19 protein-coding genes are annotated in these 18683 nt (G+C 66.1%); 17 read left to right on the plus strand and 2 right to left on the minus strand.

The window, feature by feature from the left end; genetic code table 11:
- The 9 genes from BUB20358_RS08280 to BUB20358_RS08320 form a co-directional block, all read left to right on the plus strand.
- Nucleotides 1-760 (plus strand): DNA polymerase III subunit gamma/tau C-terminal domain-containing protein (locus BUB20358_RS08280; RefSeq protein ID WP_174905062.1); only part of this gene is annotated, 760 nt, incomplete at its 5' end.
- Between the two features lie 94 nt (nucleotides 761-854).
- Entirely contained in the window at nucleotides 855-1181 is a 327-nt protein-coding gene (locus BUB20358_RS08285) for a YbaB/EbfC family nucleoid-associated protein (RefSeq protein WP_006399891.1), read from the plus strand.
- 31 nt (nucleotides 1182-1212) lie between these two features.
- Nucleotides 1213-1809, plus strand: a complete 597-nt coding sequence (gene recR / locus BUB20358_RS08290) for a recombination mediator RecR (protein WP_006764202.1) — start codon at nucleotides 1213-1215, stop codon at nucleotides 1807-1809.
- A 47-nt stretch (nucleotides 1810-1856) separates the two neighbouring features.
- A complete protein-coding gene (locus tag BUB20358_RS08295; RefSeq protein WP_035972281.1) occupies nucleotides 1857-3062 on the plus strand; it encodes a CaiB/BaiF CoA transferase family protein in 1206 nt (401 codons plus the stop codon).
- Between the two features lie 115 nt (nucleotides 3063-3177).
- On the plus strand, nucleotides 3178-3939 hold the full coding sequence (gene surE, locus BUB20358_RS08300) for a 5'/3'-nucleotidase SurE (protein ID WP_006764204.1): 762 nt from the start codon (nucleotides 3178-3180) through the stop codon (nucleotides 3937-3939).
- Nucleotides 3936-4859, plus strand: a complete 924-nt coding sequence (locus BUB20358_RS08305) for a protein-L-isoaspartate(D-aspartate) O-methyltransferase (protein ID WP_035972282.1) — start codon at nucleotides 3936-3938, stop codon at nucleotides 4857-4859. The genes surE and BUB20358_RS08305 overlap by 4 nt, the downstream gene beginning before the upstream one ends.
- A 5-nt stretch (nucleotides 4860-4864) precedes the next feature.
- Nucleotides 4865-5746 carry a peptidoglycan DD-metalloendopeptidase family protein gene (locus BUB20358_RS08310; protein ID WP_006764206.1) on the plus strand — a complete coding sequence of 294 codons (882 nt, stop codon included), beginning with the start codon at nucleotides 4865-4867 and terminating at the stop codon, nucleotides 5744-5746.
- A gap of 11 nt (nucleotides 5747-5757) precedes the next feature.
- A complete protein-coding gene (gene rpoS, locus BUB20358_RS08315; RefSeq protein ID WP_006764207.1) occupies nucleotides 5758-6843 on the plus strand; it encodes an RNA polymerase sigma factor RpoS in 1086 nt (361 codons plus the stop codon).
- A gap of 3 nt (nucleotides 6844-6846) precedes the next feature.
- On the plus strand, nucleotides 6847-7623 hold the full coding sequence (locus tag BUB20358_RS08320; RefSeq protein ID WP_006764208.1) for a 3'-5' exonuclease: 777 nt from the start codon (nucleotides 6847-6849) through the stop codon (nucleotides 7621-7623).
- A gap of 32 nt (nucleotides 7624-7655) precedes the next feature.
- Here BUB20358_RS08320 and BUB20358_RS08325 read toward each other — a convergent pair whose 3' ends face one another.
- A complete protein-coding gene (locus BUB20358_RS08325; RefSeq protein WP_035972284.1) occupies nucleotides 7656-8510 on the minus strand; it encodes an endonuclease/exonuclease/phosphatase family protein in 855 nt (284 codons plus the stop codon).
- A 281-nt stretch (nucleotides 8511-8791) separates the two neighbouring features.
- Between BUB20358_RS08325 and rlmD the strand changes: the two genes are divergently transcribed.
- Nucleotides 8792-10096 carry a 23S rRNA (uracil(1939)-C(5))-methyltransferase RlmD gene (gene rlmD / locus BUB20358_RS08330; protein ID WP_249181736.1) on the plus strand — a complete coding sequence of 435 codons (1305 nt, stop codon included), beginning with the start codon at nucleotides 8792-8794 and terminating at the stop codon, nucleotides 10094-10096.
- A 65-nt stretch (nucleotides 10097-10161) separates the two neighbouring features.
- On the opposite strand, the gene BUB20358_RS08335 is transcribed toward rlmD, so the two are convergent.
- On the minus strand, nucleotides 10162-10860 hold the full coding sequence (locus tag BUB20358_RS08335) for a Bax inhibitor-1/YccA family protein (RefSeq protein WP_035972285.1): 699 nt from the start codon (nucleotides 10858-10860) through the stop codon (nucleotides 10162-10164).
- A 250-nt stretch (nucleotides 10861-11110) separates the two neighbouring features.
- Here BUB20358_RS08335 and ndk point away from each other — a divergent pair, with 250 nt between their 5' ends.
- From ndk to bamB, 7 genes are all read left to right on the plus strand, one after another.
- Nucleotides 11111-11536, plus strand: a complete 426-nt coding sequence (ndk, locus tag BUB20358_RS08340) for a nucleoside-diphosphate kinase (RefSeq protein WP_006764212.1) — start codon at nucleotides 11111-11113, stop codon at nucleotides 11534-11536.
- Nucleotides 11537-11590: 54 nt separating this feature from the next.
- Nucleotides 11591-12730: a dual-specificity RNA methyltransferase RlmN gene (rlmN, locus tag BUB20358_RS08345; RefSeq protein WP_006764213.1), complete on the plus strand. Its 1140-nt coding sequence runs from the start codon at nucleotides 11591-11593 to the stop codon at nucleotides 12728-12730.
- A gap of 164 nt (nucleotides 12731-12894) precedes the next feature.
- Entirely contained in the window at nucleotides 12895-13911 is a 1017-nt protein-coding gene (locus BUB20358_RS08350; RefSeq protein WP_006764214.1) for a helix-turn-helix domain-containing protein, read from the plus strand.
- A gap of 121 nt (nucleotides 13912-14032) precedes the next feature.
- On the plus strand, nucleotides 14033-15337 hold the full coding sequence (gene ispG / locus BUB20358_RS08355) for a flavodoxin-dependent (E)-4-hydroxy-3-methylbut-2-enyl-diphosphate synthase (protein ID WP_035973344.1): 1305 nt from the start codon (nucleotides 14033-14035) through the stop codon (nucleotides 15335-15337).
- Nucleotides 15338-15353: 16 nt separating this feature from the next.
- Nucleotides 15354-16694, plus strand: a complete 1341-nt coding sequence (gene hisS / locus BUB20358_RS08360; protein WP_035972286.1) for a histidine--tRNA ligase — start codon at nucleotides 15354-15356, stop codon at nucleotides 16692-16694.
- A 55-nt stretch (nucleotides 16695-16749) separates the two neighbouring features.
- Nucleotides 16750-17379: a tetratricopeptide repeat protein gene (locus BUB20358_RS08365; protein WP_006764217.1), complete on the plus strand. Its 630-nt coding sequence runs from the start codon at nucleotides 16750-16752 to the stop codon at nucleotides 17377-17379.
- Between the two features lie 41 nt (nucleotides 17380-17420).
- On the plus strand, nucleotides 17421-18566 hold the full coding sequence (gene bamB / locus BUB20358_RS08370) for an outer membrane protein assembly factor BamB (protein WP_006764218.1): 1146 nt from the start codon (nucleotides 17421-17423) through the stop codon (nucleotides 18564-18566).
- Nucleotides 18567-18683 lie beyond the last annotated feature (117 nt).

An 18683-nucleotide genomic window follows, 5' to 3' on the forward strand; every position in this document is an offset into this window, starting at 1 on the left:
GTCCGACCGCGCGCGGACGGGCGCGGCGAAGCCCGCGCCCCAGCCCGCTGCCGAAAAGCCGGCCGCGGCGCGCCCTGCGGTGCAGGTGCCCACGCCGCGCGCTGCGGCCCGTGCGCCGCAAGCCGGCGACACGCGTCAGGCGCCGCCGCCGTGGGAAGACATTCCGCCCGACGAGTACGTGCCGCTGAGCGCCGACGAGATGTTCGGCGGCCCGGCCGACGACGGCTTCGTGCCGATGTTCGACAGCGGCCCCGACGACGTGCGCGTCGCGTCGAAGCCGGCCGAGTTGCGCGCGCCCGTGCCGGTCGATACGCGCCCGCTGCCGCCCGCGATCGCGCTCGATCCGATCGGCTTCGACGGCGAATGGCCGACGCTCGCCGCGCAGTTGCCGCTCAAGGGCGTCGCGTATCAGCTCGCGTTCAACAGCGAACTGACCGCGGTCGACGCGACGACGTTGAAACTCTCGGTGCCGGTGCCGCAGTACGCGGACGCCGCACAGGTCGCGAAGTTGAAGGCCGCGCTGGCCGACGCGCTAGGCAAGCCGGTCGAGGTCGCGGTCGAGGTCGGTCCCGCGCGCCGCACCGCCGCGGCGCTCGACGCAGCCGCGCGCGCCGCGCGCCAGCGCGAGGCCGAGCAGGAGATTCACGCGGATCCGTTCGTGCAGCAGCTGATGCGCGATTTCGACGCGCGCATCGTCGACGGTTCGGTGCGGCCGCTCGCCGACCCGCCGTCGGACGGCACGTCGCCGACGCTGCATTGAACGGATCGCCGCGCAACAGGCACAATCACGCCCGCACATATCGACCGGCACGCATCGCGTGCCGGTTTTCACACGATCGACAAGGAGTATTCCCATGCTGAAAGGCAACCTCGCCGGACTGATGAAGCAAGCGCAGCAAATGCAGGAAAACATGAAGAAGATGCAGGAGCAGCTTGCGCAGATCGAAGTCGAAGGGCAGTCGGGCGCCGGCCTCGTCAAGGTGACGATGACGTGTCGCAACGAAGTGCGCCGCGTGTCGATCGACCCGAGCCTGCTCGCGGACGACAAGGACATGCTCGAAGATCTCGTCGCCGCCGCGTTCAACGACGCCGTGCGCAAGGCCGAAGCGACGTCGCAGGAAAAGATGAGCGGCATGACGTCGGGTCTGCCGCTGCCCCCAGGCTTCAAGCTGCCGTTCTGAACGCAGTGCCCGTTCCGCTTTTTGCCGCCGTATGAAACAGCCGTCCGCCCTGTCCGCGCTCGTCGAAGCGCTGCGCGTGCTGCCCGGCGTCGGGCCGAAATCCGCGCAGCGCATGGCGTACCACCTGATGCAGCACGATCGGGAGGGCGCGGAGCGGCTCGGCCGGTCGCTGCTGTTCGCCACCGAGCATCTGCAGCACTGCGAGAAGTGCAATACGTTCACCGAAGCGCCGATCTGCGAGCTCTGCAGCGACGACGAGCGTGATCCGACGCTGCTGTGCGTCGTCGAGACGCCGGCCGATCAGATCATGCTCGAGCAGACGATGACGTACCGCGGGCTGTATTTCGTGCTGATGGGGCGATTGAGTCCGCTCGACGGGATCGGCCCGAAGGAAATCCATTTCGATCGCCTCGTGCGGCGCGCGTCCGACGGGATCGTCAAGGAAGTCGTGCTGGCGACCAACTTCACGAACGAAGGCGAAGCCACCGCGCATTACCTCGGCCAGACGCTGAAGGCGCGCGGCCTCGCCGTCACGCGGCTCGCGCGCGGCGTGCCGGTCGGCGGCGAACTCGAATACGTCGACGCGGGCACCATCGCGCGCGCGATGCTCGATCGCCGCACGATGTAAGCCGGGCGTCACGCGCACGCGGCGCCTTCGTCATGTCAGGGAGACACATGAGCACCAGCCAGGGCCCGCTTGCGGGCGTCAAAGTGCTCGAATTCGGAACGCTGATCGCGGGGCCGTTCGCGTCGCGGCTGTTCGCCGAATTCGGCGCGGAAGTGATCAAGATCGAGGATCCGAAAGGCGGCGATCCGCTGCGCAAGTGGCGCAAGCTGTATCCGGAGCAGGGCGGCACGTCGCTGTGGTGGTCGGTGCAGGCGCGCAACAAGAAATCGGTCACGCTGAACCTGAAGTCCGACGCCGGCAAGACGATCGCGCGCCAGCTCGCGAGCGAGGCCGACATCGTGATCGAGAACTTCCGCCCGGGCCTGCTCGAGAAGCTCGGGCTCGGTTACGACGTGCTGTCCGCCGACAACCCGGGGCTCGTGATGGTGCGCCTGTCCGGCTACGGGCAGACCGGCCCGTATCGCGACCGGCCCGGCTTCGGCGCGATCGCCGAATCGATGGGCGGGCTGCGCCACATCACCGGCTATCCGGAGTTGCCGCCGCCGCGCATCGGCATCTCGATCGGCGATTCGATCGCCGCGCTGCACGGCGTGATCGGTGCGCTGATGGCGCTGCATCACCGGAACGTGAACGGCGGCGCCGGGCAGGTCGTCGACGTCGCACTATATGAAGCCGTGTTCAACATGATGGAAAGCGTCGTGCCCGAATACGGCGTGTACGGGATGGTGCGCGAGCGCACCGGTGCGTCGCTGCCGGGCATCGTGCCGTCGAACACGTATGCGTGCCGCGACGGCAGCATCGTGATCGGCGGCAACAGCGATCCGATCTTCAAGCGGCTGATGAAGGCGATCGAGCGCGACGATCTCGCCGACGATCCGGCTCTCGCCCAGAACGACGGGCGCGTGCCGCGCACGCAGGAAATCGACGATGCGATTGCCGCGTGGCTCGCGCCGCGCACGATCGACGACGCGCTCGCCGTGCTGAACGCGGCCGATGTGCCGGCCGGACGCATCTATAGCGTCGCGGACATGTTCACCGATCCGCAGTTCGTCGCGCGGCAGATGATCCAGCGCTTCAAGCTCGCGGACGGCACCGACATTCCGTTGCCGAACATCACGCCGAAGCTGTCGGACACGCCCGGCGAAACGCGCTGGCTCGGCCCCGAGCTCGGCGAGCATACCGACGACGTGTTGCGCGGCCTCGGCTACGACGCACAGGCGATTGCCACACTGCGCGAAGCGGGCGCGATCTGATCGAGGAACGCCGCCGCGCGATGCGGCGGCGCACCGTGCACGCCCGCATGCGTCCACGCCCGGGCGCTGCCGGACTGTCGCTCTCGCGCCATCTTTCCTCGGTTACAATCGCCGCATGCGAATCCTACTCAGCAACGACGACGGCTATCTCGCCCCCGGTCTCGCCGCGCTCGGCGAGGCGCTGCAGCCGCTGGCCGAACTCACGGTGATCGCACCCGAGCAGAACTGCAGCGGCGCGTCGAATTCCCTGACGCTGTGGCGGCCGCTGTCGGTGCAGCGTGCAGCGGGTACGGGTTTCTTCTACGTGAACGGCACGCCGACCGATTCGGTGCACGTCGCGTTGACGGGTATGGTCGACACGAAGCCGGACCTCGTCGTGTCCGGTATCAACAACGGCCAGAACATGGGCGAAGACACGCTCTATTCGGGGACAGTTGCAGCGGCCACCGAAGGCATCATGTTCGGCGTGCCGGCCATCGCGTTCTCGCTCGCCGACAAGGGCTGGGCGCATCTCGCGGACGCCGCACGCGTCGCAGCGGAAATCGTCGAACACTATCTCGCGCATCCGCTGCCCGGTCATCCGCTGCTGAACGTCAATATTCCGAACCTGCCGTACGACGCGCTGAAGGGCTGGAAGGTCACGCGCCTCGGCAAGCGTCATCCGTCGCAACCAGTGATTCGCCAGACCGACCCGCGCGGCGAGCCCGTCTACTGGATCGGCGCGGCCGGCGCAGCGCTCGACGCGAGCGAGGGCACCGACTTCCACGCAGTCGCAAACGGTTTCGTGTCGATCACGCCGCTGCAACTCGACCTGACGCACACGCAGATGCTGCCCGCGACGCGCGAATGGGTGCGCGCCGGAGGGCGGGCTTCATGAGCGGCGAGCGCGCGAAGCGGTTCCCGCTCGCGCTCGAAGATCTCAAGCGAGCGCCACGCAAATCCGAAGGCAGAGCCGGCGAACGCCATGCGACGCCGAAGGCTGCCGACAAACCCGCCGTCGTGCTGAAGCCGGTCGCCGCGAAACCGGGCGCGCCCCGTGCGGCGTCGTCCGGGCCGGCCGGCGCGAAACCGGCAACCGCACCGAAGCCGACCGCGCTGAAACCCGCGCTGCCGAAGCCGGCGGTGCCGAGTGTCGCATCGCCCGGCGCGTTCGCGCTCACGTCGGAACGCGTGCGCGAGCGCATGGTCGAACGGCTGCGCGCGAACGGCGTGACCGACGCCCGCGTGCTGAACGCGATGGCTGCCGTGCCGCGCCACATGTTCGTGGATCCCGGCCTCGCGACGCAGGCGTACGAGGATTCGGCGTTGCCCATCGGTCACCAGCAGACGATTTCAAAGCCGTCGGTAGTCGCGCGCATGATCGAGCTCGCGATGGCCGGCCGCTCCGTCGAGCGCGTACTCGAAATCGGCACCGGCTGCGGCTATCAGGCCGCCGTGCTGAGCCACGTCGCGCGCGACGTCTATTCGATTGAACGCATCAAGCCGCTCTACGAGCGCGCGAAGCTGAACCTGCGGCCGCTACGCGTGCCGAACATCCGTTTGCATTACGGCGACGGGCGTATCGGGCTGCCTTCCGCTGCGCCGTTCGACGCAATCGTCATTGCAGCGGCGGGACTCGACGTGCCGCAGGCGCTGCTCGAACAGCTTGCGATCGGCGGGCGGCTCGTCGCGCCGGTCGGCGCACAGAGCGGGCAGCCTCAGGTGCTCACGCTCATCGAGCGCGTCGCACACGCGCAATGGCGAGAGTCGCGGCTTGATCGCGTTTTCTTTGTCCCTTTAAAATCCGGAGTGATTTGAAACCGATGAGTATGTTGCGCGCGATGCAAAACAACCGTTCCAGGGAACCGCTCACGTTCGCCCAGCGCGCGATCTGTGTGGCTGCATTCTCCACGCTGCTGGCCGCCTGTGCGACGCGGCTCGACAACGCGCCCGTCGTCGACCGCTCCGGTTCGTTCGGCACGACCGCCGCCGCACAACCCGCCGTACCGCTCGGCCCGCCGCCGCCGGGCTACTATCGCGTGAAGCCGGGCGACACGCTGTATCGGATCGCGCTCGAGAACGGGCAGAACTATCGCGACATCGCCGCGTGGAACAATCTCGCGAACCCGAACCAGATCGAAGTCGATCAACTGCTGCGTGTCGCGCCGCCGGGCGGCACTGCGACAGCCGGCGCACCGGTTGCCGCGCCGATCGGCGGTGCGGCCGTCGCGACGGCACCGCTCAGCAGCGGGCCCGCGACGCCGGCTGCCGGCACGTCGTCCGCCGCCGCGACGCCGCCTGCGGCCGCGTCGAGCGATACGGCCGCCGCACCGAGCGGCCCCGTGACGTTCGCATGGCCGGTGCGCGGCCCGGTGCTGAACGGCTTCGACGACGCGAAGAACAAGGGCGTCAATATCGGCGGGACGGCCGGCGAAGCGGTGAAGGCGGCGGCCGACGGCCGCGTCGTCTACGCGGGCAACGGGCTGCGCGGCTACGGCAACCTCATTATCATCAAGCACGACGCAACTTACCTCACGGCGTATGCACACAATCGCGCTTTGATGGTAAAAGAGGGGGACGCGGTCACGAAAGGGCAGAAGATCGCCGAGATGGGTAACAGCGATGCCGACCGCGTGATGCTGCATTTCGAGGTTCGCCGGCAGGGCAAGCCTGTCGATCCGCTGAAGTATTTGCCGCCTCAATAACCGAGACGACCATGCCGAAATCGAAGCGCCACGAGCCGCAAGCCGAGTCTGAGAAGATCAGTCGAGCCACGCAAGCATCGGTGGAGCGAGCTGGCGCTTCGACGGACGACGAAGACGACGTCGTCGAAAACGAACGCGATCTCGAGGCGCGCGACGCCGAATCCGACGGCGACGACGAACGCGAAGATCGCCCCGACGCCGCGCCCGATGTCGACGATTTCCGCGCGCTGCTGCAGGCCGAGCTCACGGCCGACACGATCCAGCATTACCTGAACCGCATCAGCGTGAAGCCGCTGCTGACCGTCGAGGAAGAGCAGCGCTATTCGCGTCTCGCGAAAGCCGGCGAGTTCGAGGCGCGGCAGGTGATGATCGAGCGCAACCTGCGTCTCGTCGTCAGCATCGCAAAGGGATATCTGAACCGCGGCGTGCCGCTGCTCGATCTGATCGAGGAAGGCAATCTCGGGCTGATGCACGCGATCGAAAAGTTCGATCCGACGCGCGGCTTCCGTTTCTCGACGTATGCGACCTGGTGGATTCGGCAGAGCATCGAGCGGGCGATCATGAACCAGGCGCGCACGGTGCGCCTGCCGGTGCACGTGATCCGCGAGCTGAATCAGGTGCTGCGCGCGAAGCGCCACCTCGAAAAGAATTCGATGTCGACTGGCGACGCGGCCGAGCGCCGCGAGGCCAGCATCGACGACATCGCCTATCTCACCGGCAAGACCGCCGAGGAAGTCACCGACATCCTCGCGCTCAACGAACATACCGCGTCGCTCGACGCGCCGCTCGACCTCGATCCCGCGAGCAGCCTGCTCGACCTGCTGCCCGACGATCAAAGTCAGTCGCCCGACGCCGAAGTGCAGCATCGCGAACTCGAGACGCTCACGCGCGCGTGGCTGTCGCGCCTGTCCGACAAGCATCGGCACGTGATCGAGCGCCGCTTCGGCCTGAACCACATCGAACCGGCGACGCTCGAGGAACTGGCCGACGAGATGGGACTCACGCGCGAGCGCGTGCGGCAGATCCAGCAGGAAGCGCTGGTGCGCCTCAAGCGGTTCTTCGCCTCCAACGGCGTACGCAAGGACGCCGTTCTGTAACTGATGACACCGATTCTCGTTTTTGACATCGAGACGATTCCCGATGTCGACGGCATTCGCCGTCTGGAAGACCTGCCCGCGACGCTCGACGATGCCGCGGTGGCCGAACATGCGTTCGCCGCGCGCCGCGAAAAGACCGGCAGCGATTTCCTGCCGCACCACCTGCAGCGCGTTGCGGCGATCTCGTGCGTGTTCCGCGACAACAACGGTTTTCGCGTTCGCTCGCTCGGCACACCGCAGGACAACGAAGCGACGCTGATCCAGTCGTTCTACCGCGTGATCGAGAAATACACGCCGCAGCTCGTGTCGTGGAACGGCGGCGGCTTCGATCTGCCGGTGCTCCATTATCGTGCGCTCGTGCACGGGATTGCCGCGCCGCGCTACTGGGATCTCGGCGAGGACGACCGCGACTTCAAGTGGAACAATTACATCTCGCGCTATCACTCGCGGCATACGGATCTGATGGACGTGCTCGCGATGTATCAGGCGCGCGCGAATGCGCCGCTCGACGCGCTCGCGAAGCTGTGCGGCTTTCCCGGCAAGCTCGGGATGGATGGCAGTCAGGTGTGGTTGGCGTTCCAGGAAGGGCGGCTCGACGAAATCCGCAACTATTGCGAAACCGACGTCGTGAACACCTATCTGCTGTATTGCCGGTTTCAGCTGATGCGCGGCGGCCTGACCGCGAACGAGTATGCGGATGAGATCCTGCTCGTGAAGAACGCGCTCGCACAGGAGCCGGCCCCGCATTGGGCCGAATACCTGGCCGCATTCGACGCGTGACGCGGCGCGCGCGCAACTGCAGCGCGCGGGCGTCAGTCGAGTTCGAGCACGATCGGCTGATGATCGGACGCGCGCACGTCGCCGTCGATCTCGCATCGCTTCACGCGCGACAACAGTGTGTCGGTCACGAACACGAAGTCGCACGCGAGCGGCCCGTCCGACCATTGCGCCGTGTCGTAGACGCCGGCCGTCGGCGGCGGCGTATGTCCCGCATGGCACGCGACCCACGCATCGACGAAGCGCGGCGCGTCGGCGATCGGTTCAAGGAAGCGTCGATAGGCGTCGCTGCCGAATGCGCTGTTGAAGTCGCCGCATACGATCGCATCGCGCGGCTGACCGGTTGCGATGAACGGTCCGTCCGCATTTTCGGCGGGCGCCGGTCGTGCCGCATGCGCGCAAGCTTCGCGGTGCCGTTCACGTAGCGTGTCGACTTGCGCAATGCGCTGACGAGCCGAATAGAACTCGAGATGCGTAGTCACGACCCTTAGCGGACCCGACGCGGTATGCAACTCGACGTCGAGCGCCACGCGCGGCATCGACGGCGTATCGGCGTCGGCCGGCCACGGCAGCAATTGACGCAGCACGCGCGCAACCGGCAGCCGGGTTGCGATTGCATTGCCGAACTGGCGTCGCGGGGCGCCGGGCTCCGCACCCGGCAGATCGGCGCCGATCGCGTCGATGATTGTATAGCCGGGAAGCAGCGCGGCCAGTTCCGCGAACTGATCCGCGCCCGGCCCGCCGGGTAGCGAGCCGAAGCCGCGTGTGACTTCCTGCAGGCACAGCACGTCGAAGTCGCCGAGGCGGCGCGCGTCGGCGACGGTCCGGGAGAGGTCGACGATGCCGTCGGCGTCCCGACCCCATTGAATGTTCCAGTCGATCAGTCGCATGGTGGGCCCTCCTGTCATGCGGATTGTGCACGTCGATATCCGCTCTGTCCGCGTGCGCGAACGTGATGCGGTCGCATCGACGCCGCCGCGTCGCGCGCATCCGCCCGCTCCGCGTTCGGGCAAAGCACGCGATCGGGTTCCCGGTCGTCTACAATCTCGCCTTCTTCAACGTTTGTCAGGAAAAGCTGGTGTCCGAAGCCGTCCCCACTTCTGCGCGCAAATCGAAAAGCGCGCCTGCCGCGCCCGGTAACGCGCCGGTTCTCGAGATCGAATCGCTCGACATGGAAGCGCGCGGTGTCGGCCGCATGACGACCGATGACGGCGAGCCGGGCAAGGTCGTGTTCGTCGAGGGTGCGCTGCCCGGCGAGCGCGTCACGTATTCGAGCTACCGCCGCAAGCCGAGCTACGAGCAGGCGACCGTCGTCGATATCCTGCGTCCGAGCGTGATGCGCACGCAGCCGAAATGCACGTTCTTCGGCACGTGCGGCGGTTGCTCGATGCAGCATCTCGACATGCGCGCGCAAGTCGCGATCAAGCAGCGTGTGCTGGAAGACAACCTGTGGCATCTGGCCAAGCTGCGCGCGGAAACGATGTTCGCGCCGATCCACGGTCCGTCATGGGGTTATCGTTACCGCGCGCGCCTGACCGTACGCAATGTCGTGAAGAAGGGCGGCGTGCTGGTCGGCTTCCACGAAAAGAAGAGCAGCTATGTCGCCGACATGACGAGCTGCGAAGTGCTGCCGCCGCACGTGTCGGCGATGCTGGTGCCGCTGCGCCGGCTCGTCGAGGCGCTGTCGATCCGCGATCGCATGCCGCAAATCGAACTGGCGGTCGGTTCATCGGTCACGGCGCTCGTGCTGCGCGTGCTGGAGCCGATCAACGCGGCGGACGAAGCGCTGCTGCGTGCGTTCGCGGACGAGCATCAGGTGCAATTCTGGCTGCAGCCGAAGGGCCCGGACACGGTGACGCCGTTCTATCCGCTCGACGTATCGCTCGACTATACGCTGCCGGAGTTCGGCATTCGCATGCCGTTCAAGCCGACCGACTTCACGCAGGTCAACCATCAGATCAACCGCGTGCTGGTGGGCCGCGCGCTGCGTCTGCTTGCACCGTCGCGCGACGATCGCGTGCTCGATCTGTTCTGCGGAATCGGCAACTTCACGCTGCCGCTCGCGCGGCTGGCGCGCGAAGTGATGGGCATCGAAGGCAGCGAGACGCTGACCACGCGCGCACTGGCGAACGCGCGCGAGAACGGTGTCGACGGTCACACGACGTTTGCGTGCCGGAACCTGTTCGAAGTGACCGCCGACGACATTCGCGCGCTCGGCGCTTTCGACAAATTCCTGATCGATCCGCCGCGCGAGGGCGCGCTCGCGGTGTCGAAGGCGCTGGCCGAGATTGCGCAGAGCGGCGAAGGACCGCTGCCGATGCGCATCGTCTACGTGTCGTGCAATCCGTCGACGCTCGCGCGCGACGCGGGCCTGCTCGTGCACGAGGCCGGCTATCGGCTGAAGGGCGCGGGCGTTGTGAACATGTTTCCGCATACGTCGCACGTCGAATCGATCGCACTGTTCGAGCGCGACTGAATGCCCGTGCGACGCGCATGAAAAAACCGGCCCGAGGGCCGGTTTTTCGTGGGGTGCGACGAACGTCAGTTGCGGTTGCCGCCGAAGATGCCGAGCAGCGCGAGCAGGTTCGTAAACACGTTGTACAGATCGAGGTAGATCGCGAGCGTGGCGGTGATGTAGTTCGTCTCGCCGCCGTTCACGACACGCTGCACGTCGAACAGCATGTACGCCGAGAAGATCGCGATCGCGAGCACCGACACGGTCAGCATCAGCGCCGGCAGCTGCAGGAAGATGTTGGCGACCGACGCGAGCAGGATCACGATCACGCCCATGAACAGCCACTTGCCGAGGCCCGAAAAATCGCGCTTGCTGACGGTGGCGATCGTCGCCATCGCGGCGAAGATGATCCCGGTGCCGCCGAACGCGAGCATGATCAGCGACGGACCGTTCGAGAAGCCGAGGATGAAGCTCAGCAGACGCGACAGCATCAGGCCCATGAAGAACGTGAAGCCGAGCAGCACGAACACGCCGGCTGCGCTGTTTTTCGTGCGCTCGATCGCGAACATGAAGCCGAACGCGATCGCGAAGAATGCGATGAGGCTCATCATCGGGCTCGTGGCCGCGAACAGCGAGAAGCCCGTCGCGACACCGACCCACGCTCCGAGCACCGTCGGCACCATCGACAGCGCGAGCAGCCAGTACGTGTTCCGCAGCACGCGGTTGCGAACCTCGGCGGTGCTGACGGAGCCGCCGCGGCCGAAATTGTACGGATAGTCGTTCATGGTTTCTCCTAACATTGAACGCAAGGGCGTCCGGGCCCGGTTCGGCGCACGCGGTGTGCGGCGCAGCAAACCGGAGCAGCTATGGCTAAGATACGTTCCGCGCCCGGAGGTTTCAATGGGCCGGGCCGCGCAAAACATATCGATTTGGAACCTTTCACTCGTGTAAGGGTTCAATCGCAATGATACACGGGATCATGCTACAATAGCGGATTCATTTGAACTTGTAACTTCTTAATTTTTTGGAGTTTTTATGGCAATCGAGCGCACCCTGTCGATCATCAAGCCGGATGCGGTGGCAAAGAACGTGATCGGCCAGATCTACAGCCGTTTCGAAGGCGCCGGCCTGAAGATCGTCGCAGCGCGCATGGCGCACCTGTCGCGTGCCGACGCCGAGAAGTTCTACGCGGTGCACGCTTCGCGCCCGTTCTTCAAGGACCTCGTCGATTTCATGATCTCGGGCCCGGTGATGATCCAGGTTCTCGAAGGCGAAGGCGCGATCCTGAAGAACCGCGACCTGATGGGTGCAACGGATCCGAAGAAGGCTGAAAAAGGCACGATCCGCGCCGACTTCGCCGACAGCATCGACGCGAACGCCGTGCACGGCTCCGACGCTCCGGAAACGGCACGCGTGGAAATCGCGTTCTTCTTCCCGGAAATGAACGTCTACTCGCGCTAGTCCGGGCTCGCAGCAAACAGGCAGGGTTCAGCGCACGCGGCAAGGCAGCACATCATGACGAGCGAAACTTCCGTCAATCTTCTCGACTTCGACGCCGAGGGGCTTGTCGCATATTGCGGCAGCCTCGGCGAGAAGCCGTTCCGCGCCAAGCAGTTGCAGCGCTGGATCCACCAGTACAACGCCAGCGATTTCGACGGCATGACCGATCTCGCGAAATCCTTGAGGGAGAAGCTCAAGGGTCGAGCGTCGATCGCGATGCCCGATATCGTCAGCGATCACGTTTCCGCGGACGGCACGCGCAAGTGGCTGATCGACGTCGGAAACGGCAATGCGGTCGAAACCGTGTTCATCCCGGAAGGGACGCGCGGCACGCTGTGCGTGTCGTCGCAGGCCGGGTGCGCGGTGAACTGCCGCTTCTGCTCGACGGGCAAGCAGGGGTTCTCCCGCAATCTGTCGACCGGTGAAATCATCGGTCAGCTCCGGATGGCCGAGTTTGCGCTGCGCGCGTCGCTCGGCCGCGCGCCGGGCCCGAACGGCAAGGCCGAGCGGGTCGTCACCAACGTGGTGATGATGGGCATGGGCGAGCCGCTGCTCAATTACAACGCGGTCGTGCCCGCAATGCGGCTGATGCTCGACGACAACGCGTACGGGCTGTCGCGCCGTCGCGTCACGCTGTCCACTTCGGGCGTGGTGCCGATGATGGACCGTCTCGGTGCCGAGCTGCCGGTGGCGCTCGCCGTCTCGCTGCATGCGCCGAACGATGCGCTGCGCGACGAGCTGGTGCCGCTGAATAAGAAGCATCCGCTTCGCGAACTGATGGCGGCATGTCAGCGCTATCTGAAAGTCGCGCCGCGTGATTTCATCACTTTCGAATACTGCATGCTCGACGGCGTCAACGACACCGAAGCGCATGCGCGCGAACTGCTGGCCGTCACGCGTGACGTGCCGTGCAAGTTCAATCTGATTCCGTTCAATCCGTTTCCGGAGTCGGGCCTCATCCGCTCGAAGCCGGAGCAGATCAAGCGCTTTGCGCAAATCCTCATCGATGCGGGTATCGTCACGACCGTGCGCAAGACGCGCGGCGACGACATCGATGCCGCCTGCGGTCAGCTGGCCGGCGCGGTGAAGGATCGCACGCGGCTTGCGGAGCGAACGGGTGCAGCAGGAAAAATCATCGAAGTTCGGGCGGTTTGAACGGGGCGCCGAGCCGGGGATGCTCGAACCTCCTGGCGGTACAACACGCGAATAGCGATCGGTCGCGGCGCCTCGGCGTCGCGCATGGCATGGAAAGTTGCGGGGGCTGGCCGGCAGGAGCCGGCGGCGTCCGCCAGTGAAGAAGAATCGACGCGAGGACAAGGATGAGTGAGCCGCAGCCGTCAAACGGCGCAGAGACGAATGCCGCAAAGCCGGCATCGGCCGGACTGGAATCGCTGGCGGCGGTAGGCAGCCGGCTGGCGCAGCTCCGGGAAGCGAAGGGTTGGACGGTCGACGACGTATCGGCGCGGCTGAAGGTCGCACCGCAGAAGCTGCGGGCGCTCGAGGGCGGCGACATCAGCCATTTGCCCGGTGTGACGTTTGCGCTCGGCGTCGTGCGCAGCTACGCGAAAATGCTCGGCGTCGATCCGGAGCCGTTTGCACAGGCGATGCGTCGCGAGCGCGGCGTGCCGGAGGTCGACCTGTCGATGCCCGCATCGTCGGGGACGGATCTGCCGCGCGGTCGCGTGTCGATTCCGCTCGGCGGTTCGTCGCATCATCATCCATGGCTGTGGGGAACGGCGATCGTCGTCATCGCGGTGATCGCGGCGCTCATGTGGCACACTGGCGGCGATTCGTCGAGCTGGCTCGCGCGTTTCAAGGGCGCGGACACCGGCCATGCGTCGGCTGCGAGCGCAGCACCGGCCGCTTCGGCCGTCGAAGAGGCCGCGGCGAGCGGCACGTCGGCCGACGCCGGCAATGACGTCTCGGCTTCGGCTGCCGCGTCCGCCGTGGCGCCGCAAGCAGTTGCGGCGACTCCGCCTGCGCCAGCGGCTTCGGGCGCGCCGTCGACGGCATCGCAGTCGGTCGCGGCGGCGGCCGCTGCGAGCGCGGCTGCACCGGCCGAGCCTGCGAGCGTCGTCGTTGCGGCGGGCCAGTCGATGATCGAACTGAAAGTCAAACAGGACTGCTGGTTCAGCGTGCGTGACAAGAATGGCAAGGAGCTGTTCTCCGCGCTGGTGCGGGCCGGCGAGACGAAGCAGGTCGCCGGCGACGGGCCGTTCAAGGTCACGATCGGCAACAAGGCCGGCCTCGACGCGATCGCGTTCGACGGAAAACCCGTCGATCCGGCAAAATATTCGGCAGCGCGGGGCAATGTGGCGCGGTTCACGTTGCCCTGACGTCAAGCGCCGTGGGGCGTCCTTGCCGTCGATCCGTTCGGGGTCGGCGGTTCGTGGCAACACGGCGCTTTTTCAATTCGTGCGCCGCTTCGCGGCGCATTCCGCGTAAATGGATCTATCGATGCAATCCGAAGCTCAATCCCCACGCAGCAGTCAGATTTGTTCAACCGAGCCGGTGTTCGGCGGGCATGCGCCGCGCCGTGCGTCGCATGCGGTGGATGTCCGTTGGGGCGGGCAGCTCGTGACGATCGGCGGCGATGCGCCGGTGCGCGTGCAGTCGATGACGAATACCGATACGGCCGACGCGATCGGCACCGCGATCCAGATCAAGGAACTCGCGAATGCGGGCTCCGAACTGGTGCGCATCACGGTCAACACGCCGGAGGCCGCGGCCGCCGTGCCGGCGATCCGCGAGCAACTCGACCGCATGGGTGTGACCGTGCCGCTCGTCGGCGATTTCCATTACAACGGCCACTTGTTGCTGCGCGACTATCCGGCTTGTGCGGAGGCGCTGTCGAAGTACCGGATCAATCCGGGCAACGTCGGTCAAGGCGCGAAGCGCGATACGCAGTTCGCGCAGATGATCGAGGCGGCGATCAAGTACGACAAGCCCGTGCGCATCGGCGTGAACTGGGGCAGCCTCGACCAGGATCTGCTCGCACGGATGATGGACGAGAACGCCGCGCGCTCGCAGCCGTGGGATGCGCAGAGCGTGATGTACGAAGCGCTGATTCAGTCGGCGATCGGCTCGGCCGAGCGCGCGGTCGAACTGGGCCTGGGCCGCAACCGCATTGTGCTGTCGTGCAAGGTCAGCGGCGTGCAGGACCTGATCGCGGTGTATCGCGAGCTCGCGCGCCGTTGCGGCTTCGCGCTGCACCTCGGTCTGACCGAGGCCGGGATGGGATCGAAGGGCATCGTCGCGTCGACGGCCGCGCTCGGCGTGCTGCTGCAGGAAGGGATCGGCGACACGATCCGCATTTCGCTCACGCCCGAGCCCGGTGCACCGCGTACCGGCGAAGTGGTGGTCGGCCAGGAGATCCTGCAGACGATGGGCCTGCGTTCGTTCGCGCCGATGGTGATTGCATGCCCGGGCTGCGGCCGCACGACGAGCACGCTGTTCCAGGAACTCGCGATGCAGATCCAGACGTATCTGCGCGAGCAGATGCCGGTGTGGCGCAAGGAATATCCGGGCGTCGAGAAGATGAACGTGGCCGTGATGGGCTGCATCGTCAACGGGCCGGGCGAGTCGAAGCACGCGAACATCGGCATCAGTCTGCCGGGTTCGGGCGAAAACCCGGCGGCACCCGTCTTCATCGACGGAGAGAAGGTCAGGACGCTGCGCGGCGAGCGGATCGCCGAGGAATTCCAGCAGATCGTCAGCGACTACGTCGCACGCAACTACGGCCGCGCGACGGCCGCGAATTAATTCGTCCAGATACACGATGACTGAACAGAAACGCAAGATCGAGAAGCTCACGGGCGTCAAGGGCATGAACGACATCCTGCCGCAGGATGCCGCGCTGTGGGAGTTCTTCGAAGCCACCGTGAAGTCGCTGCTGCGCGCGTACGGTTACCAGAACATCCGTACGCCGATCGTCGAGCATACACAGCTGTTTACGCGCGGAATCGGCGAAGTGACCGACATCGTCGAGAAGGAGATGTACAGCTTCACCGATGCGCTGAACGGCGAGCACCTGACGATGCGTCCGGAGAACACCGCGGCGGTCGTGCGCGCGGCGATCGAGCACAACATGCTGTACGACGGCCCGAAGCGTCTGTGGTACATCGGTCCGATGTTCCGTCACGAGCGTCCGCAGCGCGGGCGCTATCGCCAGTTCCACCAGGTCGGCGTCGAGGCGCTCGGCTTCGCCGGCCCGGATGCGGACGCCGAGATCATCATGATGTGTCAGCGCCTGTGGGACGATCTCGGCCTGACCGGCATCAAGCTCGAGATCAACTCGTTGGGCCTCGCGGAGGAACGCGCCGCGCACCGCGTCGAACTGATCAAGTACCTCGAGCAGCACGTCGACGTGCTCGACGAGGACGCGAAGCGTCGTCTGTATACGAACCCGCTGCGCGTGCTCGACACGAAGAATCCCGCGTTGCAGGAGATCGCGCAGAACGCGCCGAAGCTGATCGATTTTCTCGGCGATCAATCGCGCGCGCACTTCGAAGGACTGCAGCGCCTGCTGCTCGCGAACAACGTTCCGTTCAAGATCAATCCGCGTCTCGTGCGCGGCCTCGACTACTACAACCTGACCGTGTTCGAGTGGGTGACGGACAAGCTCGGCGCGCAGGGCACCGTCGCGGCCGGCGGCCGCTACGATCCGCTGATCGAGCAGCTCGGCGGCAAGCCGACTGCCGCGTGCGGCTGGGCGATGGGAATCGAGCGGATCCTCGAGCTGCTGAAGGAAGAGGATCTCGCGCCCGAGCAGGAAGGCGTCGACGTGTACGTGGTGCACCAGGGCGAAGCGGCACGCGAACAGGCGTTCATCGCAGCCGAGCGCCTGCGCGACACGGGCCTCGATGTGATCTTCCACTGCAGCGCCGACGGCGCGCCGGCGAGCTTCAAGTCGCAGATGAAGCGGGCCGATGCAAGCGGCGCCGCGTTCGCGGTGATCTTCGGCGAAGAAGAGGTCGCGAACGGCACGGCAGGCGTGAAAGCGCTGCGCGGAACCGGCGACGAAGGGGAAAAGAACGTTCAGCAGACCGTACCGGTCGAAAGCTTGACCGAATTCCTAATCAATGCGATGGTTGCATCCGCCGAAGACGGCGACGACTGATCGCGCTGGCATTCGCTCGACAAGAAAAGCCTGAAAAGGAAGGAATCGCTCGCCGATGAGTTATCACGACGAACAAGAATCGATTGAAAGTCTCAAGGCGTGGTGGGCGCGCTGGGGCAACCTCACCACGTGGATCGTGCTCGCGGCGCTCGTCGTCGCGGCCGGTTTCAACGGCTGGAACTATTGGCAGCGCCGTCAGGCCGCGGAGGCGTCCGGGCTGTACGAGCAGGTCCAGAAGGCTGCGGCCGCGAACGACAAGACGACGATGGCCCGCGCGGCCGCCGACATGGAAGACAAGTACGGCAGCACCGCGTATGCGCAGATGACGGCGCTTGCGGCCGCGAAGGTGCTGTATGCGGCCGGCGATTCCGCCGGCGCGAAGGCGCAGCTGCAATGGGCCGTCGACCACGCGAAGGACGACGAGTACAAGCAGATCGCGAAGCTGCGCCTTGCGTCGCTGCTGCTCGACGAGAAGGCGTACGACGCGGGTCTCGCGCTGCTGTCCGGCACGCCGGTCGACGCATTCAAGGGCCTCGTCGCCGATCGCCGCGGCGACCTGCTTGCCGCGCAAGGCAAGACCGACGATGCGCGCGCCGCGTACAAGCTCGCGCTCGACGGCCTGCCGAAGGACGACCAGTCCGCGCGCCAGCTCGTGCAGTTCAAGCTGGACGCGCTCGGCGGCTGAATCCCGGCCCCCTCAACCTCTTAACTCTGCTTCGCTAACCGATGAATTTGCTGAAACGTTACGCTGTGCCCGTTGCCTGCGCGGCGGCTGTCCTCGCATTGGCGGCCTGCTCGTCGTCGAAGGACGCGCGCCGCGTGCCGACGCCGCTCACCGAGTTCAAGCCCGTGATGGACGTGCAACAGGTCTGGAAGGCGAGCGTCGGCAAGGGCGGACGCTATCTGTTCTCGCCGGTGGCCGTGGGCGACGCCGTCTATGCGGCCGGCGAGAACGGGACGGTCGAGAAGATCGACGCGAAGACGGGCCAGACGGTCTGGCGCACGAAGGTCGGCTCCGATCTGTCCGCCGGTGTCGGCAGCGACGGCAACCTGACCGCGGTCGGCGCGCTGAAGGGCGGCGTGTTCGTGCTCGGCCCGGATGGCAAGCAATTGTGGAAGACGACCGTGCAGGGCGAAATCTTCTCGCCGCCGCTCGTCGGCAACGGCCTCGTGATCGTCCGCACGATCGACGGACAGGTGATCGCGTTCAACGCGCAGACGGGCGAGCAGAAGTGGAACTATCGCAATCGCGCGGTCCCGCTGAATCTGCGCGTATCGGCCGGCATGACGTTCGCAGGCGACGCGGCGGTGCTGGCCGGCTTCCCCGGCGGCGGGCTCGTCGCGATCAACCTGCAGACGGGCGAGCCGTTCTGGCAGACGCCCGTGTCGTTCCCGAAGGGCGTGACGGAAGTCGAGCGCATCAACGACGTCAGCGGTCCGCCGACGCTCGTCGGCGCGGAAACCTGCGCGGTGACGTTCCAGGGTCAGCTCGGGTGCTTCGATGCGAACTCCGGCCGTCCGTTGTGGGAAAAACCGTTCTCGAGCCGCAGCGGTCTCGCACAGGACGATTCGGTCGTGACCGGCGGCGATGACTGGTCGATCGTGACCGCGTACGACGCGGCCACCGGCAATCAGCTGTGGCGCAACGACAAGCTGAAGAGCCGCGACGTCGGCGTGCCGTACCTGCTCGGCCATGCGGTCGTGATGGGCGACTACCAGGGCTACGTGCACTTCCTGTCGCGCGAAGACGGCAGCTTCATCGCACGGATGAAGACCGACGGCAGCGCGATCACCGCGGCGCCGGTTCTGGCCGGCAATACGCTCGTCGTGCAGACGAAGGACGGCGGCCTGTACGGCTTCCGTCCGCGCTGACGCGCAATCGACAGGCGCGGCAACGGCGCGAGCGGGTTCGTCCCGCGCGCCGCGGCCGCACGAAACGAAGCGGCCGGTGTATCCGGCCGCTCGGTATTTGAAACGCAGTACGAGACG

The organism is Burkholderia dolosa, assembly GCF_902499135.1.
GTDB classification, from domain to species: Bacteria; Pseudomonadota; Gammaproteobacteria; order Burkholderiales; family Burkholderiaceae; genus Burkholderia; species Burkholderia dolosa.

Coding starts and splice junctions, on each gene's coding strand:
- rpoS (WP_006764207.1), top strand. CDS start 5,758: ATGCCGAAATCGAAGCGCCACGAGCCGCAAGCCGAGTCTGAGAAGATC.
- bamB (WP_006764218.1), top strand. CDS start 17,421: ATGAATTTGCTGAAACGTTACGCTGTGCCCGTTGCCTGCGCGGCGGCT.
- ndk (WP_006764212.1), top strand. CDS start 11,111: ATGGCAATCGAGCGCACCCTGTCGATCATCAAGCCGGATGCGGTGGCA.
- recR (WP_006764202.1), top strand. CDS start 1,213: ATGAAACAGCCGTCCGCCCTGTCCGCGCTCGTCGAAGCGCTGCGCGTG.
- ispG (WP_035973344.1), top strand. CDS start 14,033: ATGCAATCCGAAGCTCAATCCCCACGCAGCAGTCAGATTTGTTCAACC.
- BUB20358_RS08310 (WP_006764206.1), top strand. CDS start 4,865: ATGAGTATGTTGCGCGCGATGCAAAACAACCGTTCCAGGGAACCGCTC.
- BUB20358_RS08325 (WP_035972284.1), bottom strand. CDS start 8,510: ATGCGACTGATCGACTGGAACATTCAATGGGGTCGGGACGCCGACGGC.
- BUB20358_RS08285 (WP_006399891.1), top strand. CDS start 855: ATGCTGAAAGGCAACCTCGCCGGACTGATGAAGCAAGCGCAGCAAATG.
- rlmN (WP_006764213.1), top strand. CDS start 11,591: ATGACGAGCGAAACTTCCGTCAATCTTCTCGACTTCGACGCCGAGGGG.
- BUB20358_RS08350 (WP_006764214.1), top strand. CDS start 12,895: ATGAGTGAGCCGCAGCCGTCAAACGGCGCAGAGACGAATGCCGCAAAG.
- BUB20358_RS08305 (WP_035972282.1), top strand. CDS start 3,936: ATGAGCGGCGAGCGCGCGAAGCGGTTCCCGCTCGCGCTCGAAGATCTC.
- BUB20358_RS08320 (WP_006764208.1), top strand. CDS start 6,847: ATGACACCGATTCTCGTTTTTGACATCGAGACGATTCCCGATGTCGAC.
- BUB20358_RS08365 (WP_006764217.1), top strand. CDS start 16,750: ATGAGTTATCACGACGAACAAGAATCGATTGAAAGTCTCAAGGCGTGG.
- rlmD (WP_249181736.1), top strand. CDS start 8,792: ATGGAAGCGCGCGGTGTCGGCCGCATGACGACCGATGACGGCGAGCCG.
- surE (WP_006764204.1), top strand. CDS start 3,178: ATGCGAATCCTACTCAGCAACGACGACGGCTATCTCGCCCCCGGTCTC.
- hisS (WP_035972286.1), top strand. CDS start 15,354: ATGACTGAACAGAAACGCAAGATCGAGAAGCTCACGGGCGTCAAGGGC.
- BUB20358_RS08335 (WP_035972285.1), bottom strand. CDS start 10,860: ATGAACGACTATCCGTACAATTTCGGCCGCGGCGGCTCCGTCAGCACC.
- BUB20358_RS08295 (WP_035972281.1), top strand. CDS start 1,857: ATGAGCACCAGCCAGGGCCCGCTTGCGGGCGTCAAAGTGCTCGAATTC.